Here is a 13,384-nt window from a genome sequence, read left to right as displayed (position 1 = left end):
CAGGCCCCGTAGCCCAGCGAGTACCGGGCGCCGCGGTAGCCGAGCTTGAAGAACTCCTCGACGTTCTCCGGGTCCTCCGAGGCGACAGTCGCGACGCCCTCGCCGGGGCCCCAGGTCAGCTCCTCGCGGATGCGGCGGTGCCAGTACTCGGCGAGCGCCTCGGTGAGCTGGACGCCGAGGCCGTGGACCTCCAGGTAGTCGCGGTAGGCGTCCTTGCCGAAGAGCTCGGCGGCGTAGTCCGCGATGGGCGCGCCCATCGTGACCAGGTGCAGGGGCAGCACGTCCACCTCGCCGCGGTCGACGGCGAGGGAGCGCGGCCGCCAGAAGTCGGCCAGGCAGAGGTGACGGTCCCGGCGCTGGCGGGGGAACTCCAGCCGGTGCAGCTGCGGTGCGGACGGCTCGGGCGCGGACAGGATCACCAGCGCGTCCCCCTCGGACACGGCCGGGAAGTACCCGTAGACGACGGCGGCGTGCGCCAGCACCCCCTCGGTGGACAGCCGCTCCAGCCAGTACCGCAGCCGCGGGCGGCCCTCGGTCTCCACCAGCTCCTCGTAGGACGGCCCGGAGCCGCCCCGGGCGCCGCGCAGGCCCCACTGGCCCAGGAACAGCGCCCGCTCGTCGATCATCCCGGAGTAGTCGGCGACCGCGACGCCGCGCACCACGCGGGTGCCCCAGAACGGCGGGGTCGGGATCGGGTTGTCGAGCGCCACGTCGGAGCGCGCCGGGATCGGCCCGGCCGCCTCGGCCTCGGCGGCCCGGCGCCGGGCCGCCACCCTCTGCGACCGCTCGTGGCGGGTCTTGCGCTCGGTCCGCTTCGCCTCCTCCGTGGCGTCCAGCTCGGGCGCGAGCCCGCGGGCGCGGGCCATGGTGGCGTCCATCAGCCGCAGGCCCTCGAAGGCGTCGCGGGCGTAGGAGACGCGGCCCTCGTAGACCTCGGAGAGGTCGTTCTCGACGTAGGAGCGGGTGAGCGCGGCGCCGCCCAGCAGCACCGGGATCTTCTGCGCGACCCCGCGCGCGTTCATCTCCTGCAGGTTCTCCTTCATGATCACCGTGGACTTGACCAGCAGCCCGGACATGCCGACCGCGTCGGCGCGGTGCTCGTCCGCGGCGGACAGGATCGTGGAGATGGGCTGCTTGATGCCCAGGTTGACCACGGTGTAGCCGTTGTTGGTGAGGATGATGTCGACGAGGTTCTTGCCGATGTCGTGCACGTCGCCCTTGACGGTGGCGAGCACGATCGTGCCCTTGCCCTCGGAGTCGGTCTTCTCCATGTGCGGCTCGAGATGGGCCACCGCCGTCTTCATCACCTCGGCGCTGGCCAGCACGAACGGCAGCTGCATCTGGCCCGAGCCGAACAGCTCGCCGACGGTCTTCATCCCCGACAGCAGGGTGTCGTTGATGATCTCCAGCGGCGGGCGGGAGGTCATCGCCTCGTCCAGGTCGGCCTCCAGGCCCTGGCGCTCGCCGTCCACGATGCGCCGCTCCAGCCGCTCGAACAGCGGCAGCGCCGCCAGCTCCTCGGCCCGTCCCGCCTTCGCCGAGGAGGCCGTGACCCCCTCGAACAGCTCCATGAACCGCGACAGGGGGTCGTAGCCTTCACGGCGGCGGTCGTACACGAGGTCCAGCGCGACCGCCCGCTGCTCGTCGGGGATCTTCGCCATCGGCAGGATCTTGGCCGCGGAGACGATCGCGGTGTCCAGGCCCGCGTCCACGCACTCGTGCAGGAACACCGAGTTCAGCACCTGGCGGGCGGCGGCGTTCAGCCCGAACGAGACGTTGGAGACACCGAGGGTGGTCTGCACCTCGGGATGGCGGCGCTTCAGCTCGCGGATCGCCTCGATGGTCTCCCGCGCGTCGCGGCGCACCTCCTCCTGGCCCGTGGTGATCGGGAAGGTGAGGGTGTCGACGACGATGTCCGCCACGCGCATCCCGTGGTGGGTCGTGAGGTCGCGGATGAGCCGGTCCGCCACCCGGACCTTCCACTCCGCGGTGCGGGCCTGGCCCTCCTCGTCGATGCACAGCGCGACGACGGCGCAGCCGTGCTCGCGGACCAGCTCCATCGTGCGCTGGAAGCGGGAGCCCGGGCCGTCGCCGTCCTCGTAGTTGACGGAGTTGACGATGCTGCGCCCGCCGAGGCGTTCCAGGCCAGCCCGCAGCACGCCGGGCTCGGTGGAGTCCAGCATCACCGGCAACGTGGACGCGGTCGCCAGGCGTCCGGCCAGCTCCGCCATGTCCGCGACGCCGTCGCGACCCACGTAGTCGACGCAGAGATCGACGAGGTGGGCGCCCTCGCGGGTCTGCGCGCGCGCGATGCCGACGCACTGCTCCCAGTCCTCGGCGAGCATCGCCTCGCGGAAGGCCTTCGAGCCGTTGGCGTTGGTCCGCTCGCCGACCATGAGCACGGAGGTGTCCTGCCGGAACGGCACGGCCGAGTACAGGGAGCTCACCCCCGGCTCGGGACGCGGATGGCGGGGGACCGGGGCGACGTCGCGCAGCGCCTCGGTCACCACCCGGATGTGCTCGGGCGTGGTGCCGCAGCAGCCGCCGACGAGCCGCAGCCCGTACTCGCGCACGAACGACGCCAGCGCGGTGGCGAGCTCGTCCGGCGAGAGGGGGTAGACGGCGCCGTCCGGGCCGAGCTGGGGCAGGCCCGCGTTCGGCATGACCGACAGCGGGATGCGCGCCTGGCGGGCCAGGGTGCGCAGGTGCTCGCTCATCTCGTCCGGGCCGGTGGCGCAGTTCAGCCCGATGAGGTCGATGCCGAGGGGTTCGAGCGCGGTGAGCGCGGCGCCGATCTCGCTGCCGAGCAGCATCGTTCCGGTGGTCTCGACGGTGACGTGGGCGATGATCGGGATGCGCCTGCCCTCGAGCTCCATCGCGCGGTGCATCCCGTGGACGGCGGCCTTGGCCTGCAGCAGGTCCTGGCAGGTCTCGACGATCAGGGCGTCCGACCCGCCTGCGACGAGGCCCCGGCCGCACTCGGTGTAGGCGTCGCGCAGCCGGGCGAACGTCTCGTGGCCGAGGGTGGGGAGCTTGGTGCCGGGCCCGACGGAACCGAGCACCCAGCGCTCGCCGCCCATCTCGTCCGCCACGCGCCGGGCGATCGCGGCGCCCTTCTCGGCCAGCTCGCGGATGCGCCCGTCGATGCCGTACTCGCCGAGGTTGGGCAGGTTCGCCCCGAACGTGTTCGTCTCGACGGCATCCGCACCGGCCTCGTAGTACGCGCGGTGGATGCGGGAGACGACGTCGGGGCGGGTGTCGTTCAGGACCTCGTTGCAGCCCTCGAGGCCGTCGAAGTCGTCGAGGACGAGATCGGCGGCCTGGAGCATCGTGCCCATCGCTCCGTCGGCGACGACCACGCGCCGGGCGAGCGCGTCGAGCAGGGCGGAGTCGGGCGGGGCGGCAGGCATCCTCACAGCCTAACGATCGATCTGTGGCTTCCCACAGTTCGTATCGCCGCCGGATGGCGTTCTGCACAGCCGGCGGGCGCCGTGAGCTTCCCCGGCCGCCGCCCCGCCCGAGGTTCAGCCGATCGAGACGCCGATGCTGTTCGCCACGAGTCTCAGGGTCTTGTCGGCGGGGTCGTTGACGATCGACACCCGCGACGTGCCCGGCGCCCGGTAGACCATCGTGGATGAGCCGCCGCCGTCCAGGTTCACCGCGGCGTGGACGCCCATGGAGGCGAGCTGGCGGGCGAACTCCGGCAGCGTCATCCCGCCGCTGTCGCTCTGCCGCCCGTCCACGGTCACGAGCATGATCTTCTTCCCGTCCGCCGAGAGGCCAGCGGCGCTGCGCGGCGCGCGCTCCCGGTTCGAGATCGGGTTGGGGATGGCCACGCCGTCGGCGACGATCGGCATCCCGCCGACCGCGAACCTCGGTGCGACGCCGCTCGCGGGAACCAGGGCGTAGTCGACGGTCACCTCGTCCCCGGCGGCGAGTCCGCGCAGCTTCGCCGCACCGCCGTCGCGGCCGACCAGGACGGTGTCGCCGGGCTTGATCGCCCCGCCCTTCGCCGGGCCACTGCTCACCACGGTGCCGTCGCGGACGAGCACCTCGACGCGGTCCGCCGCGCAGGGGGCCGTGCGGTCGGCGTCGCTGCCGCACATCGTCCTCGCGCGGTCGTAGGCGCCCCAGGCGTTGGTGAAGACGCCGATCCCGCCGACGGGGACGGCGTGCTGGTTGAGCGCCACGATCGGCCACGCACCCTTGGCGCTCGTGACCGTGCCCTCCAGGCGGAGCCGGTCGATGCGGGCCTTGCCGTCCTGCCCGACGGTGAAGACGTAGTCGGGCTCGGCGCCTGCCACCGGCGGTGCCGCGCGGCGGCCCTGGGGGACGGCCGCCTTGAGCGGCGTGCCGTCCATCACCGCCGGGCCCGCGGGAGCGCCGCTGCGCCCGATGTCGAAGAAGTCGCCGTTGATGGCGGCGACCGCGCCGACGTCGTTGGCCATGTCCGAGACGGTGGCCCGGGACGCGAGGACGCCCGAGTCCAGCAGGTCGACGCGCACCTTGGGCTTGGTGAGATCGACCTCGACGACGTCGCCCATCACCGGCCTACCGCCCGCGGTCGTGGAGAACTCGCGGTGCGAGACGCCGTCGTAGCCCGCCGGTGCCGCGACCGCTGGAGTGGCGAGCGCGGCCGTCGCGACGAACCCCGCGGTGCCCATCGCGACGGCCACCGTGAGCACCCGGCGCGCCCAAGTCCCTGCCCGCATCCGTCCCCCCACTGGTGTGATCGACGGTGCCGGATCCCATCACAGGGCGGCGCCGAGGTGGGGGAACGACGCGGTGAACCGCCGGATCGAGCGACGTGACCCACGATCGTGGGGTGATAGCCCGGCGCGGTGCGCGACGATGCTCATCCCGGCTCCTCGCCCTTCTCCGGCGATTCCGTGGCCACCGCCTCGCGCACCGCGGGCACGATCTCCCCGGCCCAGCGCTCGAGCGACCTCGCGTCCGGCGTGCCGCCCGCGGGGGAGAACAGCAGGAACCCGGACGCACCGTGCTCCAGCACGGCGCCGGTCAACTCGTCCACCCACTGGGCGACATCGCCGCCGACCCACCGGCCGTCGCCGTCGCGCGGCGCAGGCAGCGGCAGGTCTGTGATCCGCCCGGGCAGGTTGAAGATCGTGCGGACCGCGGCCGGGTCGCGGCCCACCGCGACCGCCGCCCCGTCGATCACCGGCCGCGAGCTGAGATACCGGGCGCTGCGCCAGTCCGCGGCGTGGCCGGGGATCCAGCCGTCGGCGACCCGGCCGGTGGCCGCGAGCGAGCGCCTGCCCACCGACCCGGTCCACACCGGTGGGGCGGGCACCGGCGCCGGGTCGATCCGGTGCACCCGGTGGTGGCGGCCGGTGAAGGTGACCGGCGGTCCGCCCCCACAGAGCGCGCGGACCAGCACGATCGCCTCCTCGAAGGCGTCCACGGCCGCGCCGGGGGACAGCCGCGGCAGACCCATGTCCGCGATCCGGTCCCACAGCCCGCCCGCGCCCATGCCGAGCACGACCCGCCCGCCGGACAGCGCCGAGAGCGCCGCCACCGTCCGGGCGAGCAGGGCGGGTGCCCGGGTCGGGTTGGTGACGTTGGCGAAGCCGGCGATGCGCCGGGTGCGGCCGAGCACGAACCCGAGCGCGGCGTACGCGTCGAGGCGCTCGCCCAGGTAGGGGTGATCGGAGAGGGAGAACACGTCGAGCCCGTCGTCGTCGGCGCGGCGGACCAGCTCCAGCAGCTCGGAGGCCTCGTCGACGGTGCTGTGCGCGCCGAAGCCGAAGACCGGCGCGGTCATCGGCGGCCGAACATCCGGGCGAACCGCTCGGTGAACAGGTCGGCGCCCTTCTGCTCGGCGACCGTCGCCGCGGGCACGGCGCCCGGCCCGTCCGGCCCGGGGAGCTGGCCGACCCCGCCGCGCGGCCCGAGCGGCAGCAGGATCATGGGCTCCGTCGAGGGCCGGTAGGTGGCCGTCGGCTGCTCGCCGCGCAGCCGGGCGGCGATGTTGCGGGCCACGACGTCTGCGTGCCGCATGGCGTGGCCCGCGCGCTTCGTCTCGGCGACGTCGGTGACGTCGCCGATCGCGTACACGTGGTCGTAGCCGCGGACGGTCAGGCTCTCGGTGACCGGGACCTCGCCGCGCGCCGTGCGGGTGACGAGCGCGCCGTCGGCGAGGTAGTCGCAGTCGACCTGCACGCCGTACGCGCGGAACCAGATGTCGGCGGTGACCTCCTCGCCGCCGGACATGGTGACCGTGAACGGCCGGGCGTAGCCGGGCTCGCCGGGCGGCGGCGCGAGCAGGGCGGCGCCCAGCCGCAGCACGATGCCGCGCTCCTCGAGCTGGCGGTGCAGGTCCGCGCGCACCTGCGGCAGGAAGCCGGGCAGCAGCTCGGTTGCCGGGTCGAGGACGGTCACCCGCTTGTCCGGCCAGACCTCGGCGATCTCGCCCGCCAGCTCCAGCCCGACGGCGCCCGCCCCGAGGACGAGCACGTGGCCGGCCTCGGACAGCTCCTTGTGCGTGCGGCGCAGGTCCTCGATCGCCTCGTCGGTGGAGTCCGCCCGCGGCTTGGCCGGGTACGGGTAGCGGGAACCGGACGCCAGGACCAGGTGGTCCGCGTCGATCCGGCGCCCGGACGCCAGCGTCACCCCGCCCGGGTCCGCGGCGACGACCCGGTCGCGGACGACGGTGCCCCGGCTCAGCATCCCGTCGTAAGGGAAGAACAGGTGGTGTGCCCAGTCGGGCCGGGCCAGCCCGCGCAGGGAGCCCGCGGAGTTGACGAATGCGTCACGTGGATCGATCAGGACGACGTCCGCCTCGGCATCCAGCGCCGTGGCCAGTGCCGCGCCCCCGTAGCCCCCGCCGACGATCACGACCGTACGACCCATGACGGCACGCTCCTCTCGTTGAGTTCGTGCTACGAACTGTATTAGTTCGTGGCACGAACTGCAAAGCGGAGGGCTATCCGTGCGTGGCCTCGTCCAGGTCCTTGAAGACGACCGGGACCTCGTTGTCCCGCACGATCCGGCCGAGCAGCCCGGCGAGCGCGTCGCGGTCCGCACCGCTGAACCCCACCGGGAGCAGGTCGATCCGTCGGCAGGTCTCGGCGTAGAACTCGTCGGCGACCGCGCGGCCGTGCGGGGTGAGCGCGACCCGCACCACTCGGGTGTCCTGCTGGTCGATCTCCCGCCGGACCAGGCCGTTGCGCTCGGATCGGTCGACCAGCCCGGTGATGCTCGACTTCGCCAGGCCCAGTACGGCGCCCAGCTCGCCCATTCCGTACGGCTGCGACATCAGCACGCAGAGCAGCTGCCCCTGCTGCGGGGTGAGCCCGTGCTCGCGGCTGGACTGCGCGTAGACGGCGTTCACCAGGAACGACGTGCGCACGAGCCCGGTGACCACGCCGATCGGGCCGTCGACCCTCGCCATTAGGCCACCCTACACCGGCTTCCCAGATATTTCGTGCCACGAACCATCGGGTCTAGCCGCGTGCGTAGCGAGCGGGAGTGATGCCGACGAGCCGGCGGAAGTGCCTGCCGAGGTGGGCCTGGTCGTAGAACCCGGCGGCGACCGCGACCTCTCCCGGGGGCAGGCCGTCCAGCAGGAGGCGCCGCGCGAGGTCGACGCGGCGGCCGGTGAGGTAGCGGTGCGGCGCCACGCCGTGCTCGCGGGTGAACGCGCGCACGAGGTGGGTCGGCGAGGCGCCGATCAGCCGGCCGGCCTCGTCCAGACCGATCCCGTCGGCGATCCGCGCGTCGATGAGCTCCCGCAGCCGCCGCGCGACGCCGCGGTCCGGGCGGGGCTCGGTGGCGGGCAACCCGCGCAGGTGCTCGCGCAGCCGCTCGCCGAGCAGCGCGAGCCTGCTCTGCGCCTCCAGGTCCTCGCCGGGGGTTCGCAGCACCTCGTGGAGCTGGTGCACGCGCCTGCGCAGCAACGGGTCCGCGACCGCGGGGCGGTCCACCGCGGCGCCGGCCAGATCGGCGCCGAGGACGTCCGCGTCGAGGTAGAGCACCCGTTTGCGGAACCCGTGCGCGGTGGCGGCGCGCCCGTCGTGGGGGACGTGCGGGGGCAGCAGCGTCACCTGGGTGGGGGAGGCGGCGTTGGCGTGGCGGTCCAGGTCGTAGCGGACGGCGCCGTCGTCGACCAGCAGCAGCGTCCACGCCTCGTGAGTGTGCACCGGGTAGGCGTGCTCGGTGAAGTGCGCGTGGAAGACCTCCGCGATACCGGGCACCGCGGGCCGCCAGGCGCGAACGCTCTCGCCCACGTCAGGAACGTACAAGACCGGCGCGGCCCGACGGGCGCATCGTCGGGGCCGTGCGCTTCGACACCAAGATCGCCGTGCTGCTGCGGGACGATCTCGCCGACTGGCAGGCCCTGAACGTCACCGCCTTCCTGAGCAGCGGCATCGCCGCGAACCCCGAGCTGCTCGGCGAGCCCTACCTCGACGCGGACTCCGACAGCGACGGGATCCGCTACCTGCCCATGTTCCGCCAGCCCCTCCTCGTCCTCGACGGCTCCAAGGAGGTGTTGACGGCCGCGCACGCCCGTGCGGTGTCGCGCGGCCTGCCCGTGGCGATCTTCACCGCGGACCTGTTCGCCACCGGCCACGACGAGGCGAACCGCGCCGCCGTCCGGGCCGTCCCGCGCGCCGACCTGGATCTCGTCGGCCTGGCCGTGCACGGGCCGCGCAACGGCGTCGACAAGGTGCTGAAGGGAGCCCGCCTGTTCGGGCGACGCGCCTCTCGTTGACCGGCGCGGGACCGGTGTGGTCTCGTCTTCATCCGACGGCAGCGCGAGGAAGCCGGTGCGAATCCGGAGCGGTCCCGCCACTGTGACCGGCCCGCGGGCCGGGAGCCAGACACTCGCCTCCGTCGTCTCGCCGGCGACGAGGAGGGCGCGGACCCTCTTTCAGGAGGCATCGTGATCCCCGTCCTGCTGCTGTCCACCGCGGACACCGAGCTGCTCGCGGCACGGCGGTGCGGCGAGCCGTGGCGTACCGCGAACCCGTCCCGCGTGGACGTCGCCGGGCTGCCCGCGCTGCTCGACGGCGTCGGCGTCGTGGTGCTGCGGCTGCTCGGCGGGCGCCGGGCCTGGCCGGAGGGCGTGGACGCGCTGGTGGCCTCGGGGCTGCCGGTGGTGCTGCTGGGCGGCGAGGCGAGCCCGGACGCCGAGCTGATGGGCCGGTCGACGGTGCCGGCGGGCGTCGCGTCGGAGGCGCTCGCCTACCTCGCCGCCGGAGGGCTCGACAACCTGCGCGAGCTGCACCGCTTCCTCACCGACACCGTGCTGCTCACGGGCACCGGCTTCGCCCCGCCGGTGCCGGCCCCGGACTTCGGGGTGCACGGGCCGCGGCTGCAGGACCCGGCGCGCCCGACCGTGGGTGTCGTGTTCTACCGGGCGCATGCGCTCTCGGGGAACACCGCGTTCGTGGACGCGCTGTGCGACGCCGTCGAGGCACGGGGGGCGAACGCGCTGCCGGTGTACTGCGCGACGCTGCGCGGGGCGCCCGACGAACTGCTGGAGCTGCTCGGGCACGCGGACGCGCTGGTGGCGACGGTGCTCGCGGCGGGGGGCACGGTCGCGGCGGGCGCGAGCGCGGGCGGCGACGAGGACTCCTGGGACGCCGGGGCGCTGGCCGCGCTGGACGTCCCGGTGCTGCAGGGGCTCTGCCTCACCACCACGCGCGCGACCTGGGAGGCCTCCGACGCGGCGCTCTCCCCGATGGACGCGGCGATGCAGGTCGCGATCCCCGAGTTCGACGGCCGGATCGTCGCGGTGCCGTTCTCGTTCAAGCAGACCGCGCCGGGCGACGACCTGCCCGTCTACGTGGCCGATCCCGAGCGGACGGCGCGGCTCGCGGGGCTCGCGGTGCGCCACGCGCGGCTGCGGAGCACGCCTGTCGCGGAGCGGAAGCTGGCGGTGGTGTTGTCGAGCTACCCGACCAAGCACGCCCGCGTGGGCAACGCCGTCGGGCTGGACACCCCGGCGTCCGCGGTGGTGCTGCTGCGGGCGCTGCGGCGCGCGGGGTATGCCGTCGGGGAGTTCCCCGAGGACTCCGACGCGCTCATCCACACGCTCATCGCCGCGGGTGGGCACGACGTCGAATGGCTCACCGACGAGCAGCTCGCCGCCGCGCCGACGCGGGTGCCGCTCGCGGACTACCGCTCGTGGTTCGCGACGCTGCCCGCCCCGCTGGCCGAGCGGATCGTCGAGCACTGGGGGGAGCCGCCGGGTTCGCTCTACGTCGACGGGAGCGACGTCGTGCTGGCGTCGCTGCGGTTCGGCAACGTGCTGCTCATGATCCAGCCCCCGCGCGGGTTCGGCGAGAACCCGGTGGCGATCTACCACGACCCGGACCTGCCGCCGTCGCACCACTACCTCGCGGCCTACCGCTGGCTGGAGCACTCCTTCGGCGCGGACGCGGTGATCCACCTCGGCAAGCACGGCACGCTGGAGTGGCTGCCCGGCAAGGGCCTGGGGCTCTCCGCGCACTGCGCGCCCGACGCCGTGCTGGGCGCCCTGCCGCTGGTCTACCCGTTCATCGTCAACGACCCCGGTGAGGGCACCCAGGCCAAGCGCCGCGGGCACGCCGTCGTCGTCGACCACCTCGTGCCGCCGATGGCCCGCGCGGACTCCTACGGCGAGCTCGCGATGCTCGAACAGCTCCTCGACGAGTACGCGACCGTGCAGGCGCTGGACCCGCCGAAGCTGCCCGCCCTGCGTGCCCGGATCTGGGAGGTCGTCACCGCCGCCCAGCTGCACCAGGACCTGCACCTCGACGCCGCCCCCGGCGAGGACGACTTCGACGACTTCCTCCTGCACGTCGACGGCTATCTCTGCGAGATCAAGGACGTCCAGATCCGCGACGGGCTGCACGTCCTCGGCGGCGCGCCGGCCGGGCCCGCGCGGGTGGACATCGTGCTGTCGATCCTGCGGGCCACGCAGGTCTGGGGTGGGACGGCGGCGCTGCCGGGGTTGCGGGCGGCGGTCGCCGCGTGGGTGGGGATGGACGAGCAGGCGCTGCTCGCGGTGCCGGGTGCACCGGTGCCGACGTCGGCGCCCGCCCCCCCGCAGTGGGGTGGCTTTACTGCACCTGGGCCGGAGCAAAGCCACCCCACTGCGGCTCGGGGTGCACCCGGGGAGCAGGTGGAGCGCCTCGCCCGGCTGGTCACGCTCGCCGGTGGCCCGGCCGCCACCGCGTCCGACCTGGTGGACGTGCTGGAGGCCGTCGCCCGCCGCCTCGTCGAGGGCCTGGACGCCCGCGGCTGGACCGACGCCGGGACCGTCACCGCGGACGTGCTGGGCGAGCCCGTCCCGGACGTGACGGCGGTGCTCGACTTCGCCTGCCGGGAGGTCGTCCCCCGCCTGGAGCGCACGACGGACGAGATCGCGCACGTCCTGCACGCCCTGGATGGCGGGTTCGTCCCGGCGGGCCCCTCCGGATCGCCCACCCGCGGGCTGGTGAACGTCCTGCCGACGGGCCGCAACTTCTACTCCGTGGACCCGAAGGCGATCCCCTCGCGCTCCGCGTGGGAGGTCGGGAAGGCGCTCGCGGACTCCCTGCTCGCGCGGCACGTCGCCGACACCGGCGACTACCCGGCGAGCGTGGGGCTCACCGTGTGGGGCACGAGCGCGATGCGCACCCAGGGCGACGACATCGCCGAGATCCTCGCCCTGCTCGGCACCCGCCCCGTCTGGGACGACGCGTCGCGGCGCGTCACCGGGTTCGAGATCGTCTCCCGCGAGGAGCTGGGACGGCCCCGCGTGGACGTCACCGTCCGCATCTCTGGGTTCTTCCGCGACGCGTTCCCGCACGTCATCGCCCTGCTGGACGACGCGATCGCCGCGGTGGCCAAGCTCGACGAGCCGGACAACCTCGTCCATCGCCACGTCGAGGAGGACGTGGCCGCGCACGGCGATCACCGTCGCGCCACCGCCCGCATCTTCGGCTCCAAGCCCGGCGCGTACGGGGCGGGCCTGCTGCCGCTCATCGACGCCCGCAACTGGCGCTCCGACGCCGATCTCGCCGAGGTCTACGCGGTGTGGGGCGGCTACGCCTACGGCCGCGGCCTGGACGGGCGGGAGGCGCGCGCGGACATGGAGGCGTCGTTTCGGCGCATCGCCGTCGCCGCGAAGAACCAGGACACCCGCGAGCACGACATCGTCGACTCCGACGACTACTTCCAGTACCACGGCGGCATGGTCGCGATGGTCCGCGCTCTGGCCGGCCGCTCGCCCGCGGCGTACGTGGGCGACTCCGCCGTCCCGGACGCCGTGCGCACCCGCACGCTGGCCGAGGAGACGAAGCGGGTGTTCCGGGCGCGGGTGGTCAACCCGAAGTGGGTCGCCGCGATGCAGCGCCACGGCTACAAGGGCGCCTTCGAGCTGGCCGCCACCGTGGACTACCTGTTCGGCTACGACGCCACGGCGGGCGTCGTCGACGACTGGATGTACGCCACGCTCGCCGAGGAGTACGTGTTCGACGAGCGGAACCGCGCGTTCATGGAGCGGTCGAACCCGTGGGCGCTGCGGGGCATCGCCGAGCGGCTCCTCGAAGCCGCCGAGCGCGGCATGTGGGCCCGGCCGGACGACGCGGTCCTGGACCGGCTGCGGCGCACCTACCTCGAGCTCGAGGGCGACCTGGAGGAGGGCACCGCATGAACACCCTGGTCGGCGTCGGGGTCGGGCCCGGCGACCCGGAGCTGCTCACGGTCAAGGCGGCGAACCTGCTGGCCAAGGCGGACGTCGTGTTCGTGCCGGTGGCGGCAGGAGACCCCGGCACCGGTCGCGCCGAGGCCACCGTGCTGCACTACGCCGAGGCGTGGCGGATCGAGCGGGTCGAGTTCGCCCTCCACGACCGCGTCCACGGGCCGGCACGGGAGCGGGCCTGGGACGCCGCCGCGACCCAGGTGGCGGCCTGGTTCGCCGCCCATCCGGGTGCCACGGCGGTGTTCGCGACGATCGGCGACCCCTGCGTCTACTCCACCTTCACCTACCTCGCCGCGACGGTGCGCGGCCTGCTGGGCGACCTCGACGTGCAGCTCGTCCCCGGTATCACCGCCATGCAGGATCTCGCCGCGCGCACCGGGACACCGCTGGTGGAGGGCCGCGAGTCGCTGGCCCTTTTCCCGATGACGGCCGGTGCGGAGCGGTTCCGGGACGCGCTGGAGCGGTTCGACGCCGTGGTGGCCTACAAGTTCGGCCGGCTGCTGCCCGAGGCGCTCGCCGTGCTGCGCGAGACGGGCCGGCTCGACGACGCCGTCTACGGCGCCGCGCTGGGCCTGCCCGGCGAGGAGATCCGACCCGCCTGCGACCTCGACCCGGATGTCGCGGGACCGTACCTCTCGACGCTGATCGTCGCGCCCCGCCGCGGCGGCCGGGGGAGTGCCCTGTGACCGCGAC

Annotated in this window: 9 protein-coding genes and 1 riboswitch; of the genes, 3 read left to right on the top strand and 6 right to left on the bottom strand. The window is 74.0% G+C overall.

Going from position 1 to position 13,384, the window contains the following annotated elements; translation table 11 throughout:
• The 6 genes from metH to AB7J25_RS12650 form a co-directional block, all read right to left on the bottom strand.
• Window positions 1–3,410: methionine synthase (metH, locus tag AB7J25_RS12675; protein WP_428508445.1), on the bottom strand; the 3,410-nt coding region annotated here is incomplete at its 3' end.
• A gap of 114 nt (window positions 3,411–3,524) precedes the next feature.
• Complete coding sequence (locus AB7J25_RS12670; protein ID WP_428508443.1) at window positions 3,525–4,712, bottom strand: phosphodiester glycosidase family protein; 1,188 nt, start codon at window positions 4,710–4,712, stop codon at window positions 3,525–3,527.
• Between the two features lie 143 nt (window positions 4,713–4,855).
• The gene (locus tag AB7J25_RS12665; protein WP_428508441.1) at window positions 4,856–5,782 is read right to left on the bottom strand and encodes an LLM class flavin-dependent oxidoreductase; all 927 of its coding nucleotides are present in this window, start codon (window positions 5,780–5,782) and stop codon (window positions 4,856–4,858) included.
• Window positions 5,779–6,870, bottom strand: coding sequence for an NAD(P)/FAD-dependent oxidoreductase (locus AB7J25_RS12660; protein WP_428508439.1), 1,092 nt, complete (start codon window positions 6,868–6,870; stop codon window positions 5,779–5,781). The genes AB7J25_RS12665 and AB7J25_RS12660 overlap by 4 nt, the downstream gene beginning before the upstream one ends.
• Before the next feature lie 73 nt (window positions 6,871–6,943).
• Window positions 6,944–7,411: a MarR family winged helix-turn-helix transcriptional regulator gene (locus AB7J25_RS12655; protein WP_428508437.1), complete on the bottom strand. Its 468-nt coding sequence runs from the start codon at window positions 7,409–7,411 to the stop codon at window positions 6,944–6,946.
• A gap of 52 nt (window positions 7,412–7,463) precedes the next feature.
• The gene (locus tag AB7J25_RS12650) at window positions 7,464–8,246 is read right to left on the bottom strand and encodes an AraC family transcriptional regulator (RefSeq protein WP_428508435.1); all 783 of its coding nucleotides are present in this window, start codon (window positions 8,244–8,246) and stop codon (window positions 7,464–7,466) included.
• Window positions 8,247–8,296: 50 nt separating this feature from the next.
• Between AB7J25_RS12650 and AB7J25_RS12645 the strand changes: the two genes are divergently transcribed.
• The 3 genes from AB7J25_RS12645 to cobI all read left to right on the top strand — a co-directional run bounded on the left by AB7J25_RS12645 (window position 8,297) and on the right by cobI (window position 13,377).
• Entirely contained in the window at window positions 8,297–8,731 is a 435-nt protein-coding gene (locus tag AB7J25_RS12645) for a DUF2000 family protein (protein ID WP_428508433.1), read from the top strand.
• Between the two features lie 16 nt (window positions 8,732–8,747).
• Window positions 8,748–8,851: riboswitch (cobalamin riboswitch) on the top strand.
• A gap of 51 nt (window positions 8,852–8,902) precedes the next feature.
• Entirely contained in the window at window positions 8,903–12,643 is a 3,741-nt protein-coding gene (gene cobN, locus AB7J25_RS12640; RefSeq protein ID WP_428508431.1) for a cobaltochelatase subunit CobN, read from the top strand.
• Window positions 12,640–13,377, top strand: a complete 738-nt coding sequence (cobI, locus tag AB7J25_RS12635) for a precorrin-2 C(20)-methyltransferase (protein WP_428508429.1) — start codon at window positions 12,640–12,642, stop codon at window positions 13,375–13,377. The genes cobN and cobI overlap by 4 nt, the downstream gene beginning before the upstream one ends.
• Window positions 13,378–13,384 lie beyond the last annotated feature (7 nt).

Origin of the sequence: Pseudonocardia sp. (genome assembly GCF_050246655.1) — a bacterium.
In the GTDB taxonomy this organism is placed as follows: Bacteria; Actinomycetota; Actinomycetes; order Mycobacteriales; family Pseudonocardiaceae; genus Pseudonocardia.
This window is presented reverse-complemented; position numbering and strand designations above follow the sequence as displayed.